At 45.1% G+C, this 25871-nt stretch carries 24 protein-coding genes; all 24 read left to right on the forward strand.

The features are described 5' to 3' along the window. The first annotated feature begins 49 nt into the window (after window positions 1-49). The 24 genes from pcrA (at window position 50) to accB (ending at window position 25871) form a co-directional block, all read left to right on the forward strand. Window positions 50-2284 carry a DNA helicase PcrA gene (pcrA, locus tag FC51_RS04915; RefSeq protein WP_057911040.1) on the forward strand — a complete coding sequence of 745 codons (2235 nt, stop codon included), beginning with the start codon at window positions 50-52 and terminating at the stop codon, window positions 2282-2284. Window positions 2285-2302: 18 nt separating this feature from the next. Next, window positions 2303-4330, forward strand: coding sequence for an NAD-dependent DNA ligase LigA (gene ligA / locus FC51_RS04920; protein ID WP_057911212.1), 2028 nt, complete (start codon window positions 2303-2305; stop codon window positions 4328-4330). A gap of 17 nt (window positions 4331-4347) precedes the next feature. Next, on the forward strand, window positions 4348-5490 hold the full coding sequence (locus FC51_RS04925; RefSeq protein WP_099046974.1) for a CamS family sex pheromone protein: 1143 nt from the start codon (window positions 4348-4350) through the stop codon (window positions 5488-5490). An 81-nt stretch (window positions 5491-5571) separates the two neighbouring features. Beyond that, a complete protein-coding gene (gene gatC / locus FC51_RS04930; protein ID WP_057911043.1) occupies window positions 5572-5883 on the forward strand; it encodes an Asp-tRNA(Asn)/Glu-tRNA(Gln) amidotransferase subunit GatC in 312 nt (103 codons plus the stop codon). Further along, window positions 5883-7346 carry an Asp-tRNA(Asn)/Glu-tRNA(Gln) amidotransferase subunit GatA gene (gene gatA, locus FC51_RS04935; RefSeq protein WP_057911044.1) on the forward strand — a complete coding sequence of 488 codons (1464 nt, stop codon included), beginning with the start codon at window positions 5883-5885 and terminating at the stop codon, window positions 7344-7346. The genes gatC and gatA overlap by 1 nt, the downstream gene beginning before the upstream one ends. Continuing rightward, a complete protein-coding gene (gene gatB / locus FC51_RS04940) occupies window positions 7346-8767 on the forward strand; it encodes an Asp-tRNA(Asn)/Glu-tRNA(Gln) amidotransferase subunit GatB (RefSeq protein ID WP_057911045.1) in 1422 nt (473 codons plus the stop codon). Before gatA ends, gatB begins: the two co-directional genes overlap by 1 nt. 15 nt (window positions 8768-8782) lie before the next feature. Next, window positions 8783-9781: a diacylglycerol kinase gene (locus FC51_RS04945; RefSeq protein ID WP_057911111.1), complete on the forward strand. Its 999-nt coding sequence runs from the start codon at window positions 8783-8785 to the stop codon at window positions 9779-9781. A gap of 77 nt (window positions 9782-9858) precedes the next feature. Then, window positions 9859-11232, forward strand: a complete 1374-nt coding sequence (rlmD, locus tag FC51_RS04950; protein WP_057911213.1) for a 23S rRNA (uracil(1939)-C(5))-methyltransferase RlmD — start codon at window positions 9859-9861, stop codon at window positions 11230-11232. A gap of 360 nt (window positions 11233-11592) precedes the next feature. Next, a complete protein-coding gene (locus FC51_RS04955; RefSeq protein ID WP_057911047.1) occupies window positions 11593-12792 on the forward strand; it encodes a quaternary amine ABC transporter ATP-binding protein in 1200 nt (399 codons plus the stop codon). Beyond that, the gene (locus FC51_RS04960; RefSeq protein WP_057911048.1) at window positions 12785-13636 is read left to right on the forward strand and encodes an ABC transporter permease; all 852 of its coding nucleotides are present in this window, start codon (window positions 12785-12787) and stop codon (window positions 13634-13636) included. The genes FC51_RS04955 and FC51_RS04960 overlap by 8 nt, the downstream gene beginning before the upstream one ends. Window positions 13637-13648: 12 nt before the next feature. After that, complete coding sequence (locus tag FC51_RS04965) at window positions 13649-14551, forward strand: glycine betaine ABC transporter substrate-binding protein (RefSeq protein ID WP_057911049.1); 903 nt, start codon at window positions 13649-13651, stop codon at window positions 14549-14551. A gap of 215 nt (window positions 14552-14766) precedes the next feature. Continuing rightward, a complete protein-coding gene (gene deoC, locus FC51_RS04970; protein WP_057911050.1) occupies window positions 14767-15438 on the forward strand; it encodes a deoxyribose-phosphate aldolase in 672 nt (223 codons plus the stop codon). Between the two features lie 26 nt (window positions 15439-15464). Then, window positions 15465-16661, forward strand: coding sequence for a phosphopentomutase (locus FC51_RS04975; RefSeq protein ID WP_057911051.1), 1197 nt, complete (start codon window positions 15465-15467; stop codon window positions 16659-16661). A 14-nt stretch (window positions 16662-16675) separates the two neighbouring features. Then, window positions 16676-17389 (forward strand): purine-nucleoside phosphorylase, encoded by a 714-nt coding sequence (deoD, locus tag FC51_RS04980; RefSeq protein ID WP_057911052.1) that lies wholly within the window; start codon window positions 16676-16678, stop codon window positions 17387-17389. Between the two features lie 18 nt (window positions 17390-17407). Next, window positions 17408-18355 (forward strand): sugar-binding transcriptional regulator, encoded by a 948-nt coding sequence (locus FC51_RS04985; protein WP_057911053.1) that lies wholly within the window; start codon window positions 17408-17410, stop codon window positions 18353-18355. A gap of 107 nt (window positions 18356-18462) precedes the next feature. Then, window positions 18463-19764 (forward strand): pyrimidine-nucleoside phosphorylase, encoded by a 1302-nt coding sequence (locus FC51_RS04990; protein ID WP_057911054.1) that lies wholly within the window; start codon window positions 18463-18465, stop codon window positions 19762-19764. 522 nt (window positions 19765-20286) lie between these two features. After that, window positions 20287-20733 carry a 3-hydroxyacyl-ACP dehydratase FabZ gene (fabZ, locus tag FC51_RS04995; protein WP_057911055.1) on the forward strand — a complete coding sequence of 149 codons (447 nt, stop codon included), beginning with the start codon at window positions 20287-20289 and terminating at the stop codon, window positions 20731-20733. Window positions 20734-20757: 24 nt separating this feature from the next. Continuing rightward, on the forward strand, window positions 20758-21225 hold the full coding sequence (locus FC51_RS05000) for a MarR family winged helix-turn-helix transcriptional regulator (RefSeq protein WP_057911056.1): 468 nt from the start codon (window positions 20758-20760) through the stop codon (window positions 21223-21225). Further along, the gene (locus tag FC51_RS05005) at window positions 21222-22205 is read left to right on the forward strand and encodes a beta-ketoacyl-ACP synthase III (RefSeq protein ID WP_057911057.1); all 984 of its coding nucleotides are present in this window, start codon (window positions 21222-21224) and stop codon (window positions 22203-22205) included. The genes FC51_RS05000 and FC51_RS05005 overlap by 4 nt, the downstream gene beginning before the upstream one ends. A 38-nt stretch (window positions 22206-22243) precedes the next feature. After that, the gene (locus FC51_RS05010; protein ID WP_057911058.1) at window positions 22244-22483 is read left to right on the forward strand and encodes an acyl carrier protein; all 240 of its coding nucleotides are present in this window, start codon (window positions 22244-22246) and stop codon (window positions 22481-22483) included. Window positions 22484-22496: 13 nt separating this feature from the next. Continuing rightward, on the forward strand, window positions 22497-23414 hold the full coding sequence (locus tag FC51_RS05015) for an ACP S-malonyltransferase (protein ID WP_057911059.1): 918 nt from the start codon (window positions 22497-22499) through the stop codon (window positions 23412-23414). Further along, a complete protein-coding gene (gene fabG, locus FC51_RS05020; protein WP_057911060.1) occupies window positions 23414-24145 on the forward strand; it encodes a 3-oxoacyl-[acyl-carrier-protein] reductase in 732 nt (243 codons plus the stop codon). The genes FC51_RS05015 and fabG overlap by 1 nt, the downstream gene beginning before the upstream one ends. A gap of 20 nt (window positions 24146-24165) precedes the next feature. Next, window positions 24166-25398, forward strand: a complete 1233-nt coding sequence (fabF, locus tag FC51_RS05025) for a beta-ketoacyl-ACP synthase II (RefSeq protein ID WP_057911061.1) — start codon at window positions 24166-24168, stop codon at window positions 25396-25398. Next, the gene (gene accB, locus FC51_RS05030; protein WP_057911112.1) at window positions 25398-25871 is read left to right on the forward strand and encodes an acetyl-CoA carboxylase biotin carboxyl carrier protein; all 474 of its coding nucleotides are present in this window, start codon (window positions 25398-25400) and stop codon (window positions 25869-25871) included. The genes fabF and accB overlap by 1 nt, the downstream gene beginning before the upstream one ends.

Below are 25871 nucleotides of genomic sequence, written 5' to 3' on the forward strand. Positions count from 1 at the left end.
ACTTTTTTGTTATAATTGAAAAGATAAATGCGAGAGGATGGAATATTTAGTGGCAGAAGAAAGTTTATTAGCAGGTTTAAATAAAGATCAAAAAGATGCCGTTGTCCATACCGAAGGACCAGTCCTGATTATGGCTGGTGCCGGAAGTGGGAAGACACGGGTCTTAACCCATCGGATTGCGTACATAATTGAACACAATCACGTGATGCCATGGCATATTTTAGCCATTACATTTACAAATAAAGCCGCCAGAGAAATGCGCGAACGAGTTTCTAAATTATTGGGTGAGGGTGGAAACGACGTTTGGGTATCGACATTCCATGCGTTGTGTGTCCGGATTTTACGCAGAAATATTGACTTATTAGGCTACAATCGCGCGTTTACGATTGCCGATACCAGCGAGCAGCGCACCCTGGTCAAACGGGTGTTGCGCGATCTCAACATTGACCCCAAGAAGTTTGATCCAAGAGCCGTTCTGTCATCCATTTCAAATGCCAAAAATGATTTATTGACACCGAAGCAGTATAAGGCTCAGGCAAACAGCGCTTTTGATCAGATTGTGGCAGATGTTTATGAACGATATCAGGCTGAGTTAAAGCAAAATGAGTCACTTGACTTTGACGATTTGATTATGGTGACCATTCAGTTATTTGATGCCCATAAAGACGTTTTAGAATATTATCAAGATAAATTTCAGTATATTCATGTTGATGAGTACCAGGATACCAACGAAGCTCAGTACAAATTGGTGAATACACTTGCCAAAAAGAACCAGAATATCTGTGTCGTTGGGGATGCCGATCAGAGTATTTACGGCTGGCGTGGCGCGAACATGCAGAACATTCTTGATTTTAAAAAAGATTATCCGGTTGCTCACGTGACCTTATTGGAACAAAATTACCGGTCGACCAAGACGGTTTTGGACGCCGCCAATTCAGTTATTGCCCACAATGACAATCGTGCCGACAAGAATCTGTGGACGGAGAATGATAAGGGCGATCAGATTTCTTATTATCGCGGTCAAACTGAAAACGATGAGGCTCGCTACGTTGTCGCCAAGATTCAAGAAGAGATGCAAAAGCCCAAGCGCAACTATGGCAGCTTTGCGATCCTTTACCGAACCAATGCCCAATCACGGGTGATTGAAGAAACGCTGCTTAAATCAAACATTCCATACACCATGGTTGGTGGACACAAGTTCTACGATCGAAAAGAAATTCGTGACGCGCTGTCTTATTTGACATTATTAGCGAACCCGAGCGATTCCATGAGTTTTGAACGGGTTATTAACGAACCGAAACGTGGGATTGGACAGGCCAGCATCGAGCGATTGCGATTATTTGCCAACGATCACGACTGGAGCTTACTGGAGGCCGCTAAAAACGTTGATTTGGCGAATGAAATTTCCACTCGGGCAAAAAATTCAATTTCAAGTTTTGAACAGATGATGAGTGGTATTTCAGCCAAAATGGAGACGATGTCGATTACTGAGATCACTGAGGCGGTTTTGGATAAGAGCAGTTATTTGGGAACCTTAAAGGCTTCAAAATCATTGGAAGCACAATCTCGATTGGAGAACTTGGAAGAATTTATTTCCGTTACCCAAAAGTACGATCAGGAAAATGAGGGCGAAACTGGCCAACAAAACCTCGTTAACTTTTTAAGTGATTTGGCACTGGTTTCCGACCAGGACGATTTGCAGGAAGACAACGCACAGGTCACCTTAATGACGCTGCATGCTGCCAAAGGCCTGGAATTTCCGGTTGTCTTTTTGATGGGGATGGAAGAGGGCTTGTTCCCACTTTCAAGAGCTGCGGCAGATGAATCCGAACTTCAAGAAGAACGCCGGCTTGCATACGTTGGCATTACCCGGGCAAAAGAAAAGCTCTACATTACCAATGCCTATTCCAGAATGCTTTATGGTCGCCGTCAGAATAATCCGGAATCCCGTTTTGTCAACGAAATTAGTCCCGAATTGATTCATAGTGATAATCAACAGCAGTCAGACACACCATTAACGACGCCGTTTGACCGCCGTACTCGACGGGCGACTGCAACGACGTATCACCGGCCTTCCCAAATTGTTGAAAAACCAAAGGGGACGGGTGCTGACAAAAAAGCCTGGACTGTCGGTGACAAAGTTTCCCACAAGGCCTGGGGAACTGGGACGGTGGTTAAGGTCTCTGGAGCCGGTGAGGACATGGAATTAGATATTGCTTTTAAACAAGCCGGCATTAAGCGGCTATTAGCGGCGTTTGCACCGATTAAAAAGCAGGAAAATTAATTAACAGAAGGTGTTATCGTGTCATTTGAAGAATTGACTGACCAGCAGGCTAAAGATCAGGCGGCTGAACTGCGAAGAAAACTGAATCAATGGGCAGACGAGTATTATACCTATGACTCACCGAGTGTTGAAGATGCGGTTTATGACAAGACCTATCAACAATTAGTTGAGCTGGAATCCAAATTTCCACAGATTGTGACACCGGATTCTCCAACTCAAAAGGTCGGTGACCACACGCTGCCCGGCTTCACGAAGGTACCCCATGAAATTCCAATGCTGTCGTTGGGGGATGTTTTCTCCAAGGATGAATTGGCTGATTTTGTGAATCGCCTGGGCGAAACGGATGGGGTTGCGTTTGATTATAACTGTGAATTAAAAATTGACGGATTGGCCATCAATTTAAAATATGAAAATGGCGTCTTCGTTCAGGGATCGACTCGTGGTAATGGTCAAATTGGGGAAGATATTACCCGAAACCTTAAAACGATCAAATCGATTCCTAAGAAGCTGAGCCGGCCAATCAACATTGAAGTTCGTGGCGAGTGTTACATGCCAAATAAGTCTTTTGCTGAACTGAATGAACAGCGGCAGTTGAATGGTGAAGAACCATTTGCCAATCCCAGAAACGCTGCAGCTGGGTCACTGCGACAGCTCGATCCACGAGTCACACGGAGTCGTAAACTCAGCACCTTTATGTATAACGTCGCTGATATCGATGATTTACAATCAGATACTCAAAGTGGCATGCTGGAAGAATTAAAAGACTTGGGGTTTACCATCAACCCGGGTTATAAAGTTGCCCGCAGCATGGCTGATATTGATGCCTACGTTGATCAGTACAAAGATTTGCGGGACAGCTTACCATACGGAATTGACGGCATCGTCATCAAGGTGAATTCCTTAACTCTTCAGCGGTCACTAGGGGCAACCGTAAAAGTGCCCCGTTGGGCGATTGCTTATAAGTTCCCGCCTGAAGAGGTTGAAACCGTCGTTCGAGATATTGAATGGACAGTTGGTCGGACCGGTGTTGTGACCCCAACTGCGGTGATGGATCCGGTGACACTTGCCGGAAGTACCGTGAGTCGGGCATCGCTTCACAATCCGGATTATCTGCAGGAAAAAGATATCCGGGTTGGAGATACCGTCAAGCTGCATAAAGCCGGCGATATTATTCCTGAAATTTCCCAATTCATTCCGGAAAAGCGGCCACAAAAGAGTGCCGCTTATGAGATACCGACACAGTGTCCGTCTTGTGGGTCAACGCTGGTCCACCTGGATGAAGAAGTTGCATTACGGTGTATCAATCCGCAGTGTCCAGCACAACTCCAAGAAGGATTGACCCATTTTGCCTCGCGGGATGCGATGAACATTGACGGCTTAGGACCGAAAATTATTGCCCAATTATTTCAAAAACAGATGCTCAATGACGTTGCCGGTCTATATGAGTTGACCTTTGACCAGTTGGTGACGTTGGATAAATTTGGTGAAAAATCCGCCAACAAACTGCTGGCAGCAATTGACAACAGTCGGGCAAATTCTTGTGAGCGTCTCTTGTATGGCCTTGGCATTCGGCATGTTGGCATCAAAGCCGCCCGGCTGATTGCCCAACGTTTTAAAAATATTGATAAGGTTATGCAGGCAAGCGCGCAAGAAATCGCAGAAATTGCTACAATGGGAATGATCATTGCTGACAGCGTTGTGACCTATTTCTCAATGCCACAATCAAAGCAGCTGATTCAACAATTAAAGCAGGTTGGGGTCAACATGGATTACCTTGGGGTGTCCGACGAGGAACTTGAAAACAGCGACTCGTTTTTCACCGGTAAAAAATTTGTGTTGACCGGCAAACTGCAACAGATTACCCGCCCAGATGCGACGTCATGGCTTGAAGATCATGGCGCCAGCGTCAGCAGCTCGGTATCCAAGAACACGGATATCGTGGTTGTCGGTGAGGATCCGGGCAGCAAGTATGATAAGGCGAAGAGCCTCGGCATTGAAACCTGGGACGAAACTCGTTTCCACCAGGCAATGGCTGATGAAAAGTAACAATGGAGGAACAAAAGTTGAAAAAAATTATCCTGGGGATTTCAATCATTTTGTCGGGATTCATGTTGTCGGCGTGTGGGAGTGTCGACAATTTATCGAGCGATACGAGTAATTCCAGTAGTTCTTCGACCAAGACTCAGTTAACTGGCCAGACGAACACTGACTATTATCAAGGAGTCATCAAGAATGGCCGTTATCAAACCAGCAAATCACGTGGTGTGAGTGTTTCTCAAGAATCCAATCAATTTAACATTAAGGGCTTTGAAAACGGCCTGTTAGATATTTCCAAGAAGGAGTTTTCAACCAAGAAGTATATTTTCCAAGAGGGGCAGTACCTCTCAACGAGCACGGTTGAAAACTGGCTGGGTCGCAAATCCAAGTCTAATCCGACCGGGTTAAATCCGGTTAAGTCCAAGTCGACCAATCCGACAACCCGAACACCGGTATATCTGTCACAAATTGATGAGCAAGACTATATGACCCAAAGTGGAAAATCGCTTAAGCTTTCTGCGATGACAGTCGGGCTGGCGATCAATTCGGTTGATTATTATAAGAAGACCGCTTATGGGCCAACTTATGAAACCAACATTTCGGATGCAGCTGTTAAACAGCACGGACAAGAGATTGCCAATCAAGTGATTAAACGGTTGCGACAACGTCCAGCACTCAAAAACATCCCGATTGTGATTGCGTTGTACAAACAAGCGTCAGATGACAGTTTAGTCGGCGGCAATTTCTTTGATTATTCTATGAATGATAACGGTGAGACGAAAATTTCCAAGTGGACGAAAATCAATCAAAAGAATTACGTCTTTCCATTGCAGTCCGATAAAAAGGGTCCAAGTCAAAATGATGCTGATTCCTTCGACAACTTTAAATCTCAGATTCAAGGCTTTTTCCCTAACCTAAGTGGTGTGACTGCCCAAGCGCAATATACGGATGGCTCACTGAGTGGGATGAATATTAGTATTACAACTCAATTCTATAGTCAGACCGAAATCATCAGCTTTACGCAGTATATTCAAAATGCCGCCCAGCGGTACCTACCAGCGAATGCCCCGATTGACATCACCGTTTCGTCAACCGAGGGAATTCAGAGTTTCTTAAGCAGAAAGCAAAATGAAAAGAAATTTTCTGCACATATTTTCAATAGTTACTGATTTTCAGAAAATCAGTTTCGTTCTATGGTAAAATTATTGTTGTTATAAAATTTTGTATTTTCAGAAGAGAGAGGGATTTCAATGACTGAAAAGATCTCCGAAGATCAAGTAAAACACGTCGCTGAACTAGCTAAATTGAAAATTACCGATGACCAACTTCCTTATTTCACGAATCAATTGGATCAAATTATCGGATTATTTGAGACTTTAAGTGAAGTTGATACCAAAGGCGTAACGCCCACGAGTAGTGTGACTGATCAAATCAACGTCATGCGTGAAGATATCGCTGACAATTGGAATCAACGCCAAGCTTTATTGGATAACGCCCCCGATACGGCTGACGGCTATATCCGAGTTCCAACCATTATTGATGAAAGCGGGGATAACGAATAATGAATTATTTTGACCAATCATTAAGTAGTATTCACGAACAACTCGTCAACAAAGAAATTTCTGCCAAAGATTTAACCCAACAGACTTTGGATAATATTAAAAGTGTTGATGGTGATATCAACGCTTTTATTACGGTTGACGAAGATGGTGCTTTGAAAAAGGCCCAAGCCGTTGATGAAAAAGGAATTGACGCCGAAAACTTGTTATCAGGGATGCCAATTGCCATCAAGGACAACATGGTTACCAAAGGGCTCAAAACAACGGCCGCATCCAAGATTCTTGAAAACTTTAAGCCAATTTATGATGCAACTGCCGTTGAAAAATTGAACGACCTTGGCACGATCACCGTTGGTAAAACCAATATGGATGAATTTGCCATGGGTGGTTCAACTGAAAATTCTGCCTTCAAAATTACCCATAACCCTTGGGATACCACTAAAGTTCCTGGTGGTTCATCAGGTGGGTCTGCTGCCGCTGTTGCTGCAGGTGAAGTGATTGCTGCTTTGGGTTCGGATACGGGTGGCTCAATTCGTCAGCCAGCCTCATTTAACGGGGTTGTTGGGATGAAACCAACCTATGGCCGTGTTTCCCGTTGGGGCTTAATTGCCTTTGGGTCAAGCCTGGATCAAATCGGCCCGATTACTCGAAACGTTTCTGATAACGCCACAATTATGAATGCGATTGCCGGACATGACAGTCATGACCTGACATCGTCTACGAAGGAAGTTCCTGATTTTACCAGCACCTTGACTAAGGGTGTTAAAGGAATGAAGATTGGAATTCCAACTGAGTTTATGGCTCAGGGACTTGATGACGATATTAAGCAAACCGTTTTGAAAACGGCTGAAACCTTCAAAAAACTAGGGGCAACAGTCGAAGACGTTTCCTTGCCACATACCAAATATGGTGTGGCCGCTTATTACATCATTTCGTCTTCGGAAGCTTCTTCAAACTTACAGCGATTTGATGGCATTCGTTATGGCCGTCGTGCCAAGGACGTTAAGGACCTTGAAGACTTGTACGTTAAGTCGCGTTCTGAAGGATTTGGTGATGAAGTCAAGCGTCGAATCATGCTTGGGACGTTCTCACTTTCCGCTGGATTTTACGATGCCTACTTTAAGAAGGCTGCTCAAGTCCGGACGCTGATGATTAATGATTTTACCAACGTCTTTAAGGACTTTGACTTAATCTTGGCGCCAACCGCACCAACACCAGCTTATGGAATTGGTGAAGACGTGTCGGATCCAATGACCATGTACATGAACGATGTATTAACACTACCAGTTAATTTAGCAGGGCTTCCAGGAATGTCGATTCCTGCCGGCTTCTCGAATGGGTTACCAGTTGGCGTTCAGCTGATTGGCCGACCTTTTGATGAATTGACCGTTTATCAAGCAGGAAATGCTTTTGAACAAGAAACTGATTTTGGCAAGCAAACACCAAAGATGGGAGGAAACAACTAATGAATTTTGAAACGACTATCGGACTTGAAGTCCACGTTGAATTGAAGACAAACTCGAAAATCTTTAGTCCTTCTCCCGTAGAGTTTGGTGACCAGCCGAATGCCAACACCAACGTCATTGATTGGGGCTATCCTGGTGTCTTACCATCAACCAACAAGGGTGTTGTTCACGATGGAATTATGGCCGGATTGGCACTTCACGCACAAATCGAGCGCCATCCTCATTTTGATCGTAAGAACTACTTCTATCCTGATAACCCCAAGGCTTACCAGATTACCCAATCAGAAACGCCAATCGCGCATGACGGCTGGGTTGAAATCGACGTTGACGGCAAGAAAAAGAAAATTGGAATTGCCGAAATGCATATTGAAGAAGATGCTGGTAAGAATTCCCATGCTTCCGAGTATTCATATGTCGACTTGAACCGTCAGGGAACGCCTTTAATTGAAATCGTGTCTAAGCCGGACATCGCTTCTCCGGACGAAGCCTACGCTTATTTGGAACAACTCCGTCAGGTAATTCAGTTTACCGGTGTTTCAGACGTTAAGATGGAAGAAGGTTCCATGCGGGTTGATGTGAACATTTCAGTTCGCCCAGTTGGCCAAAAGGAATTTGGAACCAAGACTGAGTTAAAGAACTTGAACTCATTCAACTACGTGAAGAAGGGGCTGGCCTTCGAAGAGCAACGTCATCAGCGCGTTTTGATGTCTGGCGGTAAAATTGCTCAAGAGACCCGTCGTTTTGATGAAACAACTGGCCAGACCGTTTTGATGCGGACGAAGGAAGGCTCTGATGATTACCGTTACTTCCCAGAACCCGACTTACCGGTTCTTGATATTTCACAAGACTGGATTGACGAAATTCAAAAAGAATTACCAGAACCACCTGCAAAGCGTCGTGAACGTTACGTTAATGAACTTGGGATTACTGATTATGACGCAATGGTGATTACGCAGACCAAGGAAATGTCTGATTTCTTTGATAAGATGATTGCTGCCGGTGCCGATGCAAAATTAGCTGCCAACTATCTCCAAGGTGATGTCAATGCCTACATGAACGACAACCAAGTTGAACTTCAAAACACCAAGATCACACCGGAACATTTGGCAACGATGATCAAGTTAATTACGGATGGCACCATTTCATCCAAAATGGCTAAAAAGGTGTTCAAAGCTATCACTAATGGTGAAGAACCTCAAAAATTTGTTGAAGAAAAGGGCATGGTTCAGTTATCTGATCCAGCCAAGCTCCAACCAATCGTGGACGAAGTGGTTGCTGCCAACCCACAATCCGTTGAGGATTTCCACAATGGTAAGGATCGGGCAATTGGCTTCCTAGTTGGTCAAATCATGAAGCAGACCCACGGAAAAGCCAACCCACAAGTGATTAACAAGATGTTAAAAGAATCGATGAGTAAATAGAAAGTCAGGATGGATATGCAAAAACGGGCCAGAGTTATTTATAATCCCACCTCAGGAAGGGAACTTCTCAAACAAAAAATGGTGGACATCTTAAATATTTTTGAGCAGGCCGGCTATGAGACAAGTGCCTACGCAACCACTCCAGCCAAGGACTCCGCTAAGAATGAAGCGCGGCGTGCAGCTGAGGCTGGCTTTGAACTAGTCGTTGCTGCAGGCGGTGATGGCACGATTAACGAGGTTGTCAATGGCATTGCGCCGCTGAAAAAGCGGCCTAAGATGGCCATTATTCCTGCTGGGACAACCAATGACTATGCGCGTGCCCTGCATATTCCCCGAGAAGATCCAGTGGATGCTGCCAAGGTTGTTCTTAAGAAGCAAACCATCCGAATGGATATTGGTAAAGCTGGTGACAATTACTTTATTAATATCGCGGCTGGTGGCTTACTGACAGAATTAACCTACGATGTTCCGTCTGATTTGAAAACTTTCTTCGGTTATCTCGCTTATTTAGTGAAGGGTGCGGAATTGTTGCCCCGAATTAAACCCATTGAAATGGATTTGAAGTACGATAACGAAGAATTCAAAGGCAAAGCGTCGATGTTTTTCCTCGCTTTGACTAATTCAGTTGGTGGGTTTGAACAAATCGTACCCGATGCATCGTTGGATGATGGCAAGTTTACACTGATTATTGTTAAAACCAGTAATTTGGTGGAAATTCTGCACTTGGCGTCAAAAGTCCTTAATGGTGGTCGTCATGTGGATGATCCCCGGATAATTTATAAAAAGGTGCGCAAAGTGACCGCCAAGCCCGTCCATGATCGGATGTTGATCAACTTGGATGGTGAATATGGTGGTGACGCACCGATGACGTTCGTTGATTTGAAGCAACACATTGAGTTTTTTGCCAATACTGACGAAATTCCGGACAAAGCCTATTCCGATGAAACGACCGAAATGAGACAAGTCGAAAAGAATTTCGTCAAAGGCGTTGACAAACTGCCTGATAAAGAATAGTTTTATATGATGTTATAATTGCGTTACGAACTTTTCGTTTCGCAATTTTTGTTTCTATGATTAATAAAGGTGAATAAATGAAAAAACAAGTACCAGTGTTGAAAAATCAAAATTATGACGTCGATATTAGTGACCTGACCTATCAGGGAATGGGTGTTGCTAAGATCGATGATTTCCCCATTTTTATCGAAAACGCGTTACCAACTGAAAATGTCACAATGAAAGTGATCAAAGTTAAGAAGAACTTTGCCTTTGGTAAGGTCGTTCGCATCAATAAGAAGAGCGCTGACCGCGTTGAACTTGTGGATAAGGCCTATACGCAAACTGGGATTGCGCCGCTGCAGCATTTGAAGTATGATGCCCAGCTTAAATTTAAGCAACATCTAATCGAAGTCGATTTTGACAAGCTCAAATTAAACGTCGAAGTTAACCCGACAATCGGCATGGATGATCCTACCCATTATCGAAACAAGGCCCAGATTCCGGTTAGAATGGTCAATGGCCAATTGCAAACCGGCTTTTATCGCAAACATTCCCACGACCTTGTGCCAATTGAGGACTTCTATATTCAGGATCCTGAAATTGACAAGGCTGTTGTCGTTGTCCGCGATCTGTTGAGAAAATTTCGGGTTCAGCCCTACGATGAGGAACACAATAAGGGCGTTATTCGAAACATCATGGTGCGAAGAGGGCATTATTCCCACGAGATGATGATCGTCTTGATTACCCGGACTGAAAAACTCCCAAGTAGTGGCGAAATTGTTGCCGAAATCACCAAAATGTTACCAGAGGTTAAGAGTATTGTTCAAAATGTGAACCCACAAAGGACCAATGCCTTGATGGGTAAAGAAAATAAGGTTTTGGCAGGGCAAAGCACGATTGAAGATACTTTGCTGGGATTGAAATTCGACATCTCTGCCAGCTCGTTTTATCAGGTGAACCCTGTTCAAACTGAGAAGCTTTATGAATTGGCCACCAAGAAGGCCGATTTGTCGGCTGACGATACTGTGATCGATGCGTACTGTGGGATTGGGACGATTTCACTTTCCATGGCCAAAGTTGCCAAGATGGTCTACGGGGTGGAAATCTTGCCGGAAGCGGTTGAAGATGCCAAAAAGAATGCCAAGATTAACGGGCTGACGAACGTGATGTTTGTCAGCGGCAAGGCCGAGGATCAGATGGCTAAATGGCAGGAAGATGGGCTTAAACCCGACGTCATTACGGTTGACCCGCCTCGCAAAGGACTGGAAGGCAGTTTAATTGAGAGTGTCGTTAAGATGCAGCCTAAGCGAGTGGTCTACGTCTCGTGTAATCCAGCCACGTTGGCCCGTGATGTCAAATTATTTACTGAGCAAGGCTATCATGTTAACCAACCAATTCAACCTGTTGATCAATTTCCACAAACGGTTCACGTTGAATCAGTAACTGTTTTGGAACGTCAACCTTCATAATTAAAGAGGTTCTTTAAAACGTCAAAACAGCCTGTTTTGGCGTTTTTTTGTGGGCAAAATGTAAAAAAGTCACATTTTTTGTGAAAAAAGCTGTGAAGGCTGGTATCAAGCCAATACTGGAGGTGACTAATGGCATTTTGTAAAACTAATCTATTAGTTGCGTCTATCCTTATAACGGCAACCATAAAAGCGGATTCATTTCCCGCATGGCGGAATTTTTCCGACTTGCCAATCATTTGAATTCGGTCGGAATATTTGTTAAGGTTTTATATGTCGTTTCAATTACCGAATACACATACGTTTGTGTTGCCGCCGGTAATTGATTTTTATTTACTCATGAATATTGATAAGGAGGAGCACATGACAGCTAAACTACAAGTGCAACATCTTACCAAAATTTTCGGACGCCGGATTCAACGGGCCGAAGAATTAGTAAAAGAAGGTAAGTCAAAAGCTGAAATCTTAAAATCAGTTGGTGCAACCGTTGGTGTCAATGATGCCAACTTTGAGGTCAGTGATGGGGAAATCTTCGTCATCATGGGATTATCCGGAAGCGGGAAATCGACCATGATCCGAATGATCAACCGTTTAATTGAACCAACATCGGGAAAAGTCCTGATTGATGGGGAGAATTTAACCGATTTAGATAAAAAAGAATTACTGAACGTTAGACGTAACAAAATGAGTATGGTTTTTCAAAACTTTGCGCTGTTTCCCAACCGAACGATTATTGAAAACACCGCATACGGCTTGGAAATTAAGGGTGTCGCCAAAGACGAACGCTTAAAAAAAGCCCACGATGCCTTGGAATTGGTTGGCCTTCACGGGTACGATGACCAATTTCCAACCCAGTTATCAGGTGGGATGCAACAGCGAGTTGGCCTGGCCAGAGCGTTGGCCAACGATTCAGAAATTCTTCTGATGGATGAAGCCTTCTCAGCATTGGACCCACTGAATCGAAAAGATATGCAGGATGAATTGTTGGATCTTCAGGAAAATCTCCACAAAACGATTGTTTTTATTTCCCATGATCTCAACGAAGCCCTTCGAATTGGTGATCGCATTATGATCATGAAGGATGGTGAGATTGTCCAAACCGGAACGCCTGAAGAAATTCTGACACAGCCTGCCGATGAATACGTTGAAAAATTCATTGAAGACGTGGACCGCACCAAAGTCTTAACGGCTTCAAATGTCATGATTCGGCCGACGTTTGTCAACATTGACAAGGACGGTCCCCGGATCGCCATGCGCCGGATGCGTGAGAATGAAATTTCGTCGGTTTACGTGGTTGATAGCAAGCGTAAATTTGTTGGAGTCGTTGATGCCGCTCACGTGATGGACTTGATTAAAGAAAAGAATCGCGATCTTTCTTCTGTTGTTCAACGCGATGTGCCAACAACTTCGCCCGACACACCGATTACCGAAATCATGGAAACAATCTCGCAGACACCAATTCCATATGCGGTGGTTGACGGCGAGAACCATTTGCTGGGAATCATCATTCGAGGCGCCGTGCTTGGCGCAATTTCAGGAAATGAGGTGACCGAAGATGAATAGCATTCCACAATTACCCGTATCAAGTTGGATCGATCATTTTGTGAACTGGTTGGCTAGTTTCGAAGGCTTCTTCAACGGCGTCACGAATTTTATTGGCGGCATTATTAACGGCTTCCAATGGATCTTTGACGTTTTGCCAATTTGGTTGTTTATGTTAATTATTGTTGGGGCAACGTATTGGTTGAACCGCAAAACCAAACACTGGACACTTTTGATTTTTGAAGTTATTGGCTTGCTTTATATCTGGAACCAGGGATTCTGGCGCGACATGACTCAAACGTTAACGTTGGTTCTGACGTCGAGCTTGATTGCCTTAGTGATCGGCGTTCCGCTTGGAATTTGGATGGCAAAGTCACGTGTGTTTGAAACAATCAATAAGCCAATTCTTGACTTCATGCAGACCATGCCAGCCTTTGTTTATTTGATCCCCGCCGTTGCGTTCTTCGGCATTGGAATGGTTCCGGGCGTGATTGCTTCGGTGATTTTTGCAATGCCACCGACGATCCGAATGACTAATTTGGGCATTCGCCAAGTTCCAAATGATCTGATTGAAGCAGCTGATTCATACGGCTCGACTGGTTGGCAGAAGTTGTTCAAAGTTCAGCTGCCGCTGGCCAAATCAACTCTGATGGCAGGGGTTAACCAAAGTATGATGTTGTCACTGTCAATGGTTGTGATCGCGTCAATGATTGGGGCAATGGGACTTGGAAACAAGGTCTACTTTGCAGTTGGTCGAAACGATGCTGGTGGTGGCTTTGCCGCCGGGCTGGCAATCGTGATTCTAGCGATTATCCTTGATCGGATTACACAGGCAATCAATCGTACCAAGGTCCCTAAGTCTTAGAAAGGGGTTACTATGCGAAAAAATCACAATAAATTTTTATTAGCGATTGCGATGTTCTTCTCTGTCATCCTGCTCTCAGGGTGCGGGACGAAACTTGCCGCTTATAATCCTCATGAAAGTGTTGGTAAACAGATTAACTACACGATCACTGGAATTGAGGCCGGAGCCGGCATTATGTCCAGTACACAAAACGCCATGAAGGCATACGGATTAAACAACGATAAGTGGCAACTTCAGACCAGTTCAACGGCTGCGATGACCAGTACCCTTGGCAAATCGATCAAGAACCACCAGCCGATCGTGGTAACCGGCTGGACGCCACATTGGATGTTTACAAAATACAACTTAAAGTTCTTGAAGGACCCTAAGAATGTTTATGGTAAAGCAGAAGACATTCATACAATTGTCAGAAAGGGACTCAAGAAAGATAAACCTGAAGCCTATGAAATGTTGAACCGTTTCAACTGGAAGCCTGCTCAAATGGCTGATGTGATGTTGAAGGTGAACAAGGGAGAAGATCCTCATAAAGCCGCAAATGACTGGATTAAAGCCAATCAAAAGCAGGTTGATACTTGGACAAAGGGAATTAAACACGTTCATGGTCAATCGATCAAACTCACCTATGTTGCGTGGGACTCTGAAATTGCCTCAACCAACGTGGTGGCCAATGTCTTGAGGTCACTGGGGTATAAGGTCGACATTCAGGCAATGGAAGTTCAACCATTATGGGCTTCGATTGCTACAAACGCTGCAGACGGCATGGTCAGCGCCTGGTTGCCAACAACTCAGGGGTTGTACTACAAGGACTATAAAGGCAAATTTGTCGACTTGGGCGCCAATCTTCATGGTGCCAGAGTTGGTCTGGCAGTTCCAACCTATATGAAGAACGTCAATTCAATTGGCGATTTGAAATAGCGAATCCGGCGAATCAGCGGAACAACACTGGTTGGTAAAGGATCTTTTAGAAAATTAATAACTTACCAAGTGAAGCCATCGAGCACCGACTCGATGGTTTTTTTATGGCGTCAATAGTTCACTGATTCACATCTAAGAACATAATTTCAACGGCTTTCTTTACATTTGTTCGAGAATCCTGTAAACTGTCCATATAAAGAAATGAAAGGGGTTACATGACCATGACTAAAGATTTAACAACAGCTCAACTCGCAAAATATTTAGACCACACAAATTTGAAACCAGAAGCAACTGAGGCAAGCATCCGCCAAACATGTGAAGAAGCAATCAAGTACAACACTGCTTCAGTTTGTATCAATTCACACTGGATTCCGTTGGCAGCGGACCTATTAAAGGACACGACTGTTAACCCAATTACCGTTGTCGGCTTTCCATTAGGGGCCACCAATACGGCTGCCAAAGTCTACGAGGCCATCACCGCGATTGACGACGGCGCCGAAGAAATCGACATGGTTTTAAATGTCGGCGAATTAATTTCCGGCAACCTTGAGTTTGTCACAAAAGATATTCAAGCCGTTGCCGAAGCGTGTCATGCAAAGCAAAAACTGCTGAAAGTGATCTTTGAAACCTCACTTTTAAATGATGAACAAATCGTCAATGCTTGTCACGCTTCTGAAAAAGCCGGCGCAGACTATGTCAAAACTTCAACCGGATTTAGCTCAGAGGGTGCCACCCTTCATAACGTGGCCTTGATGCGAAAGACCGTTGGCGACAAGCTGGGAGTTAAAGCATCCGGTGGGATTCACTCCCGAGAAGAAGCCTTGGCCATGATCGAAGCAGGAGCCAGTCGATTAGGTGTCAGCGCAACCGTCAAGATTTTGGCTTAAACGACCATTTTAGGGGAGGCATTTTGATGAAGACAGCGAAATATAAACGAATTTTTGGTATCGTGATGGATTCGGTGGGAACTGGCGAAGCGCCGGACGCGGCTAAGTTTGACGACGTTGGCTCGGACACCTTGGGGCACGTCGGTGAAGCGTATCAAGGCAAATTGGCGATTCCGAATCTACAAAAGTTAGGAATTTCCAATCTAAGACAGACGCCAATTCAAGGGGTTGACAAAGTCACGTCTCCAATTGACTATTACGGAAAAATGCAAGAAACTTCTGCTGGTAAGGACAGCATGGATGGCCATTGGGAAATGATGGGGCTGCCTGTTCAAAAACCGCTGGACACTTTTCCAAATGGGTTTCCAGCTGAAATTCTTCAAAAAATCGAGGCGTTCTCTGGTCGAAAAGTGATTGGCAATCGCCCTGAATCCGGAACCAAAATTATCGCTGAACTTGGTGAGCAGCAGATGAAAACCGGTGACTTGATCATTTACACGTCGGGAGACTCGGTCTTACAAATCGCCGCCCATGAAGACGTGATTCCGCTTCAAGAATTATACAAAATTTGTGAATATGCACGAACGTTGGTCAACGGACCTGACTACACGATTGGCCGAATCATTGCCCGGCCATACGTTGGTCCGGACAAAGATCACTTTACACGAACGGCCAACCGCCACGATTTTACACTGGAGCCAACCGGCACGACGGATCTGGACTACCTGCAAAAAGCGGGTGTTCACACAGTCGGGATTGGGAAAATTAACGATATTTTCTCCGGTCATGGTATCGATGAGGGTTACCACAACGAAAGCAACATGGATGGCATGGATCATGTCGATCACGTGATGGCAGAAGACTTTACCGGATTTTGCTTTACCAACTTGGTGGACTTTGACGCGATGTACGGTCATCGCCGAAATCCAATCGGGTTTGGTGAGGCATTGATGGACTTTGACAAACGACTGGGAACGGTGCTTGAAAACTTGAAAGATGACGATCTGTTGTTGATTACCGCTGATCACGGCAATGATCCGGGCTTTAAAGGCAGCGATCACACCAGGGAATTGGTGCCGTTGTTGGCCTACTCGCCGTCAATGACAACCAGTGGTTCTCTGGGCGTTCGGCAGACGTTTGCTGACTTTGGTGCGACCGTTCTCGACAACTTTGGCATGACAGGCAATTCTGTTGGCAGTTCCTTTTTGACTGATTTGAAATAAACGGAGGCAATCATATGAGTACACACATTGGTGCAAAAGCCGGCGACATTGCCGACACTGTTTTGATGCCCGGCGATCCGCTGCGGGCAAAATTCATCGCTGAAACCTATTTGGATAACCCGGTTCGATACAGTGAAGTCAGAAATATGTTTGGCTATACCGGGACCTATAAGGGCAAACGCATTTCAATCCAAGGATCCGGAATGGGCATTCCGTCGCTGGCTATCTACACGACTGAGCTGATTAAAGAGTACGGTGTCAAAACCATTTATCGGGTGGGGTCGTGTGGCGGCATGAGCCCGGACGTTAAAATTCGTGACGTGATTCTTGGTCAGGCCGGCACCACGGATTCATCAATTATCCAAAACACATTTGGACCTGGTATGTATTATTCCCCGATTGCTGACTTTGGGCTGTTGGATTCGGCATATCATACGGCTGAAGAAATGGGGATTAACACCAAAGTTGGCAATATTTTCGCTGCCGATCGCTTCTACAATGACGAACTGGACATTCATAAATTAATTGACTACGGCGTTTTGGCAACTGAAATGGAGACGGCTGGACTCTACTTATTAGCCGCAAAGCACCACGTTCGGGCGTTGACAATTCTGACCGTGAGCGATCATCTGCTCACCGGAGAAGCACTGTCTGCCAAGGAGCGGGAGACATCATTTGATGAGATGGCACGATTGTCATTGGAAACGGCAATTAAAAATATGGACTAACAAAATTGGAGCGATCACATGGCTGAAATCAGGGACATCACAAAGTTAAAGCAAAGTTTGCGCGTGGCCGAATTATATTTTCAGGATAATCTCAGTCAAATTGAAATTTCTGATAAGGTGGGCGTTTCGCGGCCGACCGTTTCGCGGCTCCTGCAGTATGCCAAGGATAATGGGTTGGTAAAAATTGAGATCGTCAATCCATTGGTGGACTCACAGGTGCTGGCTCAACAGTTAACCGAGAAATACGGTGCCGAATTTCATGTGGTCCCCAACAATTATGCAGGTGTTACCAACCCGCAAGACAGCGTTGGAAAATACACCGCGGATTTCATTTCCACAATTGTTGAACCCGGCGATATTATCGGCATTGGCTGGGGGTCCACGATCCATTCGGTTACTAAACAGCTCGAAGAACAGGATGTATCCGGCATCCGGGTGGTCCAACTTAAAGGCAGCATCAGCCATTCCCAGGAAAAAACGTGGGCTTATGAAAGCGTCAATGAGTTGGCGCAAGCCTATCACACCCGTCCCGAATATTTACCGTTGCCGGTTATTTTTGACAATAAGGTCACTAAGGACATGGTTGAAAGTGACTGCCATATCAAACATATTCTGGACCTGGGGCGACAGGCCAACGTGGCGTTGTTTACCGTTGGGACCGTCCGGAGTGAAGCACTAATCTTTCAGTTAGGCTACTTTAATGAGCAGGAAAAAGCCCAACTTCAAAAAGATGCCATTGGCGACATCTTCTCCCGTTTTGTGGACGGAAATGGTCAAATTGTCAATTCTCAAATTGATGAGCGGACCATCGGAATTCAACTGAATGAACTGAAAAGCAAACGCTACGCCATTTTGGTTGCCACTGGGAATCGTAAGGTCGCTGCCGTCCACGCGGCGCTGACGGCGCATTACACCAACTGTGCGATCCTGGATCAAAGTTTGGCACAATTATTACTGGACTATTAATGAAAAGCCCAGGTCACGGCAGACCAGGCTAAGATAATGAATTAGGCTTTGCTAAACAAAGAAATGTAACCGTTTACCGGAAGCTTAATTTGAAAGGAGTTTTGACGATGAGAATGGTTGATGTGATCCATGCGAAACGCGCTGGTCAACAATTAACTGATGAACAAGTTCAATTTTTCGTTGATGGGGTTGTTTCTGGTGAAATTCCAGATTACCAAATTAGCGCACTATTGATGGCAATTTATTTTCAGGGGATGACCAGCGAGGAGCAGTCCAAGCTGACGATGACCATGATGACCTCGGGGGATCATTTGGATCTAAGCGATATTCCCGGCGTAAAGGTTGATAAACATTCGACTGGCGGCGTTGGGGATAAGACCAGTATTCCGCTGGCAGCCGTTGTGGCGGCCCTGGGAATTCCAGTGCCGATGATTTCCGGTAGGGGGCTTGGCCATACTGGCGGTACCTTGGATAAGCTGGAAGCCATTCCTGGATACCAAGTTGAAATTAGCGAGCAGGATTTTATTGCGCAGGTGAAAAAAGATAAGCTGGCAATTATTGGCGCAACCGGCAATATTGCCCCTGCCGACAAGAAAATTTATGCCTTAAGGGATGTGACCGATACGGTTGATTCAATCCCATTGATTGCCAGTTCGATTATGAGTAAGAAAATTGCTTCCGGTGCCGATGCCTTGGTTATCGATGTCAAAACAGGGGCCGGGGCGTTTATGAAGACTCTAGACGACTCTCGCGCACTGGCGAAGGCGCTGGTGGGAATCGGAAAGAGTGTCGGCATGCAGTGCATGGCCTTGATTACAGATATGAATCAGCCCTTGGGAGATGCGATTGGCAACGCCCTTGAGATAAAAGAATCGATTGATTTATTAAAGGGCAACGGACCGGCCGATTTGGAGAAATTGATCGTTGTGATCGGCGGCTACATGGCAGTGATGGGCGGTAAAGCGTCAACGACCGAAGAAGGTCAACAGCTCTGTGAGCAGGTGATTCATAACGGCGCGGCGCTGGATCGGTTCAAAGCCATGATTGCTGATCAAGGTGGCGACGCAAACGTTGTCGATGACCCAGAGCACCTTTTACCACAAGCGGCTTATCAAATTGATCTGCCTGCTAAGTCTGCGGGCGTGGTTTCCAAAATTGTCGCCGATGAAGTCGGTGTGGCCAGCATGCTGTTAGGTGGCGGCCGTCAAAAGGCTGGCGACAAGTTGGACTATGCAGTTGGTATCATGCTTCACAAAAAGATTGGGGATCCCGTTTCAACTGGTGAATCGCTATTGACCATTTACAGTAACCGGGAAAACGTCGACGATATTTCTGATCTTTTATACCAAAATATTGAAATCTCAGAGTCGGCAGAAAAGCCAACGCTCATTTATGAGACAATTGAATAAACAGAGTGCCCACCGAACCGGGAACTTCGGAGCATTAGTGTAACAAACGCCTTTAACGCTGGGTTTGCGTTAAAGGTGTTTGTTGGACTAAGCGGACGAAGTTGGTTCGCATAGCACGTTAAGCCAGGTAGTGTGGCATTACTAGGAGGAGGCCGAGTCAAAAGTTGATACTTTTGCTCGGCCTCCTTTTAATGTCTGCGTTTAAACAGAGACCCCGGCCCATTTGAAGTGGGCGGCGCAAATTTTTGAGGTTAAACATACATAGCGGTCTCTGAATGAATCGAAGCAAATTCCCAGACTAGCCGACTTGCGGCAAATGGCATTTCCTGGTAAACTTCAAAACAGCAACATGTGGTATCGAAATTTAGTTTGATATTCAAACTAAATTGGGTTATTATGATCTTTGTCCTATATGGATACAGGTAAAAGATCAATTAAACGCAATCGTTTTGTTTTATTAGTTTGATAGTCGAACTAATTTAGCTGATCTTTTACCAGTTTGTAAGTGAAAGGAAGAAATCAATGAGTGTATTAGATGCATCTGAAATTATGGAATTGATTCCCAACCGTTACCCGATTTTATTCATGGATAAGGTTGACGAGTTAAATCCTGGTGAGTCAATTATTGTTACGAAAAACGTCACGATTAACGAGGAGTTTTTCCAAGGCCATTTCCCTGGTAATCCCGTTATGCCCGGCGTTTTGATTATTGAATCGTTGGCTCAGGCAGCTTCAATCTTGATTTTGAAAACTGAGAAGTATAAGGGAAAAACAGCTTACCTTGGTGCGATTGACAGTGCTAAGTTCAGAAAAGTTGTCAGACCCGGTGACGTGTTGAAATTACACGTAACCATGGAAAAGCAACGCGAAAACATGGGCAAGGTTAAGTGCGAGGCCAAAGTTGACGACAAAGTTGCCTGCTCAGCTGAACTGACTTTCATCGTACCGGATCCAAAGAAGAAGATTTAGTGACCAATCCAGAGGAGTTAAAGCATGAGCTTGAAAAGTGACGAAATTAAGAAGGACTTTAACTTTATAAACGACTCTTTGATCAACGTATACGACAGTATTATGCGAATTGAAGAAAGCGAGCTAAGAAAAAGTCGTTTTAAGGACATCACTGCCAAAGAGGTTCATCTGGTTCACACGATTGGCCTGCATGATCGCAAGACAACGTCACAAGTGGCCCGAATCTTGAAGCTGAGCAAGGGCACGTTGACTGCCAATTTGAATACGCTGGAGCGGAAAGGCTACGTGATGCGAATTGCCAACCAGGAAGACCGCCGGATTATCAATCTGGGGTTGACGAGTAAGGGACGGCTGTTGTATCGGGCTCATGATGCGTTTCACCGCTTGTTGGTGGAACGCTTCCTCAAAGGATTTGATGACGATGATATCCGGTTGATCAAGCAGGCGATGATTAATCTGGAAGACTTTATTGACGAGGTATCGGCAAAATGAAATTTGAAGATTTCAAAATAATGGCGACAGCCAGTGCCACGCCGGCTCGGGTGGTTGATAATGATGAGCTGTCAACGATGATGGATACCTCTGATGAATGGATTACCCAACGCACCGGAATTAAGCAGCGCCACGTAGCGGTTGATGAGACCACCAGTTCACTTGCGACATCGGTTGCCCAGCAATTATTGGATCAAAGCGGTTTGACCGCAAACGACATTGATTTGATCGTCGTCGCAACCATGTCACCGGATTATTTGACACCTTCAGTTGGGGCGATGGTTCAAGGAAACATTGGCGCCGACAATGCAATTGCCTTTGACGTTGACGCTGCCTGTTCAGGGTTTGTATACGGCCTAAAGGTGGCCAGACAAATGCTGATGGCAGAGACTCAAAAACACGCGATTGTGATTGGTGCCGAAACTTTGAGTAAGCTGGTGGACTGGCAAGACCGGTCGACTGCTGTATTGTTCGGTGATGGGGCAGCCGGGGTCTTGGTTTCAAGCCAACCCCGAACAGCAGGAACGTTTATCGCTGAAGATTTACTGACCCTGGGGAAATTAGGTAAGCACTTGACAGCCGGTCAGGTTGGCGTTCGCTCACCTTTTGTCGCTCAAGGCAGCACGTATTCACCATTTTTCAAAATGAATGGCCACCGCGTTTATGGATTTGCGGTTAAGCGCGTTCCCGAATCGATTAACCACGCTTTGACGAAAGCCAAGCTGACGGCCACTGATGTTGACTGTTTTGTCTTACATCAGGCCAACCAGCGAATTATTGAAAAGATTGCCGAAACTTTGGCCGTTCCAATGACGAAGTTTCCGGTTAACATCGCTCAATATGGCAATACGTCAGCGGCCAGTGAGCCGATTTTATTCGACGAATTGGTCAAAAAGCAAGTGATCAAAAGAGGGGATGTCGTTGCCCTATCCGGTTTTGGTGGCGGATTAACAGTTGGAACAATGATTATTCGGTATTAAAAAATAAAACAAACAAGAAAAATTTGGAGGAAATTAACATGACTAAAGAAGAAGTATTTAACAAGGTAAAAGAAATTATCGTGGACCAATTGGACGTTGACGCAGATAAGGTTAAAGAAGACACCAACTTCAAAAACGACCTTGATTTGGACAGCTTGGACATTTTCGAAGTTGTTGATAAGATCGAAGATACTTATGATATCGAAATTGACACCGACGAAGGTATGGAAACCGTTGGCGAATTAGTTGATTACGTTTTAAAACAACAAGCAAAATAGGTAGGTTGATAAATTGAAACTAGGCTATTTATTCAGCGGTCAAGGCAAACAATTTGCTGAAATGGGGCAAGACCTGTATCAACAGGAACCCATTTACCGTCAAACAATTGATGAAGCTTCTCAGATACTTGGAAAAGACATGAGTGATTCGAAGATTTTTGATGACCCAAAAAATACTCAAGTTTCAATTGTCACCATGAGTACGGGAATTTATCGAATTCTCGCGAGTGAATTTGGCAAACCAATTGGGGCTACCGGCCTGAGCTTGGGTGAGTATAGCGGCTTGATTGCTGCCAATGGGTTGACATTTAAAGACGGCCTGCCGCTTGTTTTTGATCGCAGCCAGTATATGGCTCAAGCCGGTGCGCATCATCCAGGAAAAATGGCAGCGGTTCTTAAGGCCAATGCCAACCTAGTGGATGAGGCCTGCCGAATTGGCTCAAAAAAAGGTCCGGTCTACGCTGCCAATTACAATACGGACACGCAGATTGTCATCGGCGGATCAAAGGCTGGCTTGAGTGATGCCACCGAGTATCTTCACGAACACGGCATCAAGCGGGTGATCCCACTGAAAATGACGGTGGCTTCTCACACGCCATTTATGCAGGAAGCCAGTGATCAACTGGAACAGCGCTTGCAAGATGTTTCATTTCAAGACTTGGACTTCCCGGTATTCAGCAACACGACCAGTAAACCATTTGGCTTGAAATCAGTGAAAACAACGTTGGTTCAGCAATTAGTGAAACCAACCCATTTCAATGAGTGTTTGAAAGGCGTTCTTAATCTGAATCCAGACGTCTTAATTGAAGTTGGGCCTGGAGACACCCTGATGAAATTTGCCAAAACGATTATCTGCAACGCCAAGACGTATCATGTCGACAGTGTTGAAACCCTGAATCAAGTTAGATCAAATATGAAGTTGGTGAAATAATGACTGAAACAAAGCAGGTTGCGTTAGTGACCGGTGCCGCCAAAGGAATTGGGCTGGCAATTGCAAAACGACTTTTTGACGATGGTAAGACGGTCATCATCAATGCGCACCATGAACTTGATGATGAAACCAAGGCAAAGCTCGCCGATGATGGTTATTCATTTGACGTTTACGTTGGCGACGTTGCCAATGAAGATGATGCAGAAAAGATGATCAATGATGTTGTTGATCAGTATGGTCAAATTGATATCTTGGTGAACAATGCCGGAATCACCAGAGACAAGCTGTTGAGCCGGTTAAAATTAGCGGACTTTAAAGCAGTTTTGGAGACGAATTTGGTCGGTGCCTTTAACATGACCAAGTTTGCCATGAAAGTGATGCAAAAAGCCCGCAAAGGCGCTATTGTCAATATCTCAAGCATTTCCGGACTGCATGGCAATTTGGGCCAGGCAAACTATTCTGCCAGTAAGGCGGGATTGGTTGGACTGACTAAAACGGCCGCCCGTGAAGGTGCCCTTCGGAACATCCGCTGCAATGCGGTTGCCCCGGGGATGGTCAAAACCGACATGACCGAGAAGATGAGTGAACGGCGGCAAAACGAGTTCAATGAACAGATTCCATTAAAACGGTTTGCAGAGCCGGCAGAGATTGCCGATGCCGTGTCATTTCTAATTGAAAATCAATACATCACCGGCCAAGTGATGACGGTTGATGGTGGATTGACGATTTAGATGATTGAAGGAGTAATTAAATGAGCAGAGTAGTCGTTACAGGAATGGGAGCTGTTACCCCAATCGGAAACGATGTGGACAGCTTTCTTGAAAATCTATTTGCCTCAAAGGTTGGGATCACCCCAATTACAAAATTTGATGCAGAACCCACTGGAATCACCGTCGCCGGTGAAGTAAAAGACTTTGATCCATTGAAGCGGGTCGATAAGAAATTTGCCAAACGAAATGACCTTTTTTGTACGTACGCATTGTACACGGCAAAAGAAGCCATGGAGATGGCCGGCTTAGCTGACGGCGGCGTTGACCCCGAAGAACTTGGCGTTATTTATGGTTCCGGAATTGGCGGCTTAACCACGATTCAAGAACAAGTGATTAAGATGCATGACAAGGGGCCAAAGCGGGTATCACCGTTGTTTGTCCCAGACTCGATTGTCAATATGGCTGCCGGAAACATTTCGATTGCTTTTAATGCTAGAAATACCAGCCAGGCGATTGTAACTGCCTGTTCTTCTGGAACCAATGCCATTGGCAATGCGTTTGGATACATTAAACAGGGCAAAGCACAAGTGATGATTGCCGGTGGAACTGAAGCATCAGTCAATGAAATCGGGATTTCCGGATTTGCGGCTTTGACTGCTTTGTCGAAGGAAACCGATCCAAAGAAAGCGTCAATTCCGTTTGACAAGGACCGAAACGGGTTTGTCTTGGGTGAAGGTTCCGGGACGTTAATTCTGGAAGACTATGATCACGCGAAAGCACGTGGCGCTAAAATTCTTGCCGAAGTTGTCGGTTACGGAACTACGAGTGATGCTTATCACATGACTGCGCCGGATCCTGAAGGAAAAGGTGCTAAGCGCGCCATGCAGCAAGCTGTCAAGGAAGCCGGGATTGACGAAACACAAGTTGACTATATTAACGCACATGGAACAAGTACCCATGCCAATGATAGCGCTGAAGCAAAAGCGATTAGCGAAGTCTTTGCCAACAACGATCACGTTAAGGTCAGCAGCACCAAGGGGATGACCGGACATGCGTTGGGTGCTGCCGGTGCCATTGAAGCAGTGGCGACAATCGGTGCCATTCAACGCAATCAGATGCCGGTTAACGTGGGCGTCGTTAATCAAGATGAAGAATGCAATGTTAATCTGGTTAACGAAGACAATAATCAAGCACCGGTTAACTATGCAATCAGCAACTCATTCGGCTTTGGAGGCCATAACGCCGTAATTGCTTTTAAAGGTTGTGATGAATGATGGACGAAAAAGAAATTGAACGGTTATTGGAAAAATTCGACCAGTCTTCATTGAAGAATTTCGAACTGACGCAAGATGATTTTAAATTGACATTCAGTAAACGTGACGAGGACCAGCACGCAGTTGTTGAAAATACGACCGCAGCCGGGTCCGCTGCAGTTAATAGTACAGGGCATGAACAAAAAGTGCCTGTTCAACAATCAGTACCAGAAAATGAAGGCGCCCAAAACGTTTCTGAGATTAAAGCACCTTTGGTAGGTGTCGTCTACTTTGCGCCAAGTCCGGATAAGCCTGTGTTCAAAAAGCAGGGCGATCACGTTGAAAAAGGTGACGTGGTTTGCGTTATTGAAGCAATGAAGATGGTCAATGAAGTTAAAAGTCAGGTTTCTGGAACCATCAGCAATATTTTGGTTGAAGATGGCAGTATGGTTGAGTATGACCAACCGATTTTTCAGGTAACCAAGGGGGAATAA

The organism is Lentilactobacillus parabuchneri DSM 5707 = NBRC 107865, from assembly GCF_001435315.1.
Taxonomy (GTDB): Bacteria; Bacillota; Bacilli; order Lactobacillales; family Lactobacillaceae; genus Lentilactobacillus; species Lentilactobacillus parabuchneri.

Excerpts from the sequence above, each read along its gene's own strand:
- gatC (WP_057911043.1), top strand. The coding sequence starts at position 5,572 with ATGACTGAAAAGATCTCCGAAGATCAAGTAAAACACGTCGCTGAACTA.
- gatA (WP_057911044.1), top strand. The coding sequence starts at position 5,883 with ATGAATTATTTTGACCAATCATTAAGTAGTATTCACGAACAACTCGTC.
- gatB (WP_057911045.1), top strand. The coding sequence starts at position 7,346 with ATGAATTTTGAAACGACTATCGGACTTGAAGTCCACGTTGAATTGAAG.
- FC51_RS04945 (WP_057911111.1), top strand. The coding sequence starts at position 8,783 with ATGCAAAAACGGGCCAGAGTTATTTATAATCCCACCTCAGGAAGGGAA.
- rlmD (WP_057911213.1), top strand. The coding sequence starts at position 9,859 with ATGAAAAAACAAGTACCAGTGTTGAAAAATCAAAATTATGACGTCGAT.
- FC51_RS04955 (WP_057911047.1), top strand. The coding sequence starts at position 11,593 with ATGACAGCTAAACTACAAGTGCAACATCTTACCAAAATTTTCGGACGC.
- FC51_RS04960 (WP_057911048.1), top strand. The coding sequence starts at position 12,785 with ATGAATAGCATTCCACAATTACCCGTATCAAGTTGGATCGATCATTTT.
- FC51_RS04965 (WP_057911049.1), top strand. The coding sequence starts at position 13,649 with ATGCGAAAAAATCACAATAAATTTTTATTAGCGATTGCGATGTTCTTC.
- deoC (WP_057911050.1), top strand. The coding sequence starts at position 14,767 with ATGACCATGACTAAAGATTTAACAACAGCTCAACTCGCAAAATATTTA.
- FC51_RS04975 (WP_057911051.1), top strand. The coding sequence starts at position 15,465 with ATGAAGACAGCGAAATATAAACGAATTTTTGGTATCGTGATGGATTCG.
- deoD (WP_057911052.1), top strand. The coding sequence starts at position 16,676 with ATGAGTACACACATTGGTGCAAAAGCCGGCGACATTGCCGACACTGTT.
- FC51_RS04985 (WP_057911053.1), top strand. The coding sequence starts at position 17,408 with ATGGCTGAAATCAGGGACATCACAAAGTTAAAGCAAAGTTTGCGCGTG.
- FC51_RS04990 (WP_057911054.1), top strand. The coding sequence starts at position 18,463 with ATGAGAATGGTTGATGTGATCCATGCGAAACGCGCTGGTCAACAATTA.
- fabZ (WP_057911055.1), top strand. The coding sequence starts at position 20,287 with ATGAGTGTATTAGATGCATCTGAAATTATGGAATTGATTCCCAACCGT.
- FC51_RS05000 (WP_057911056.1), top strand. The coding sequence starts at position 20,758 with ATGAGCTTGAAAAGTGACGAAATTAAGAAGGACTTTAACTTTATAAAC.
- FC51_RS05005 (WP_057911057.1), top strand. The coding sequence starts at position 21,222 with ATGAAATTTGAAGATTTCAAAATAATGGCGACAGCCAGTGCCACGCCG.
- FC51_RS05010 (WP_057911058.1), top strand. The coding sequence starts at position 22,244 with ATGACTAAAGAAGAAGTATTTAACAAGGTAAAAGAAATTATCGTGGAC.
- fabG (WP_057911060.1), top strand. The coding sequence starts at position 23,414 with ATGACTGAAACAAAGCAGGTTGCGTTAGTGACCGGTGCCGCCAAAGGA.
- fabF (WP_057911061.1), top strand. The coding sequence starts at position 24,166 with ATGAGCAGAGTAGTCGTTACAGGAATGGGAGCTGTTACCCCAATCGGA.
- accB (WP_057911112.1), top strand. The coding sequence starts at position 25,398 with ATGGACGAAAAAGAAATTGAACGGTTATTGGAAAAATTCGACCAGTCT.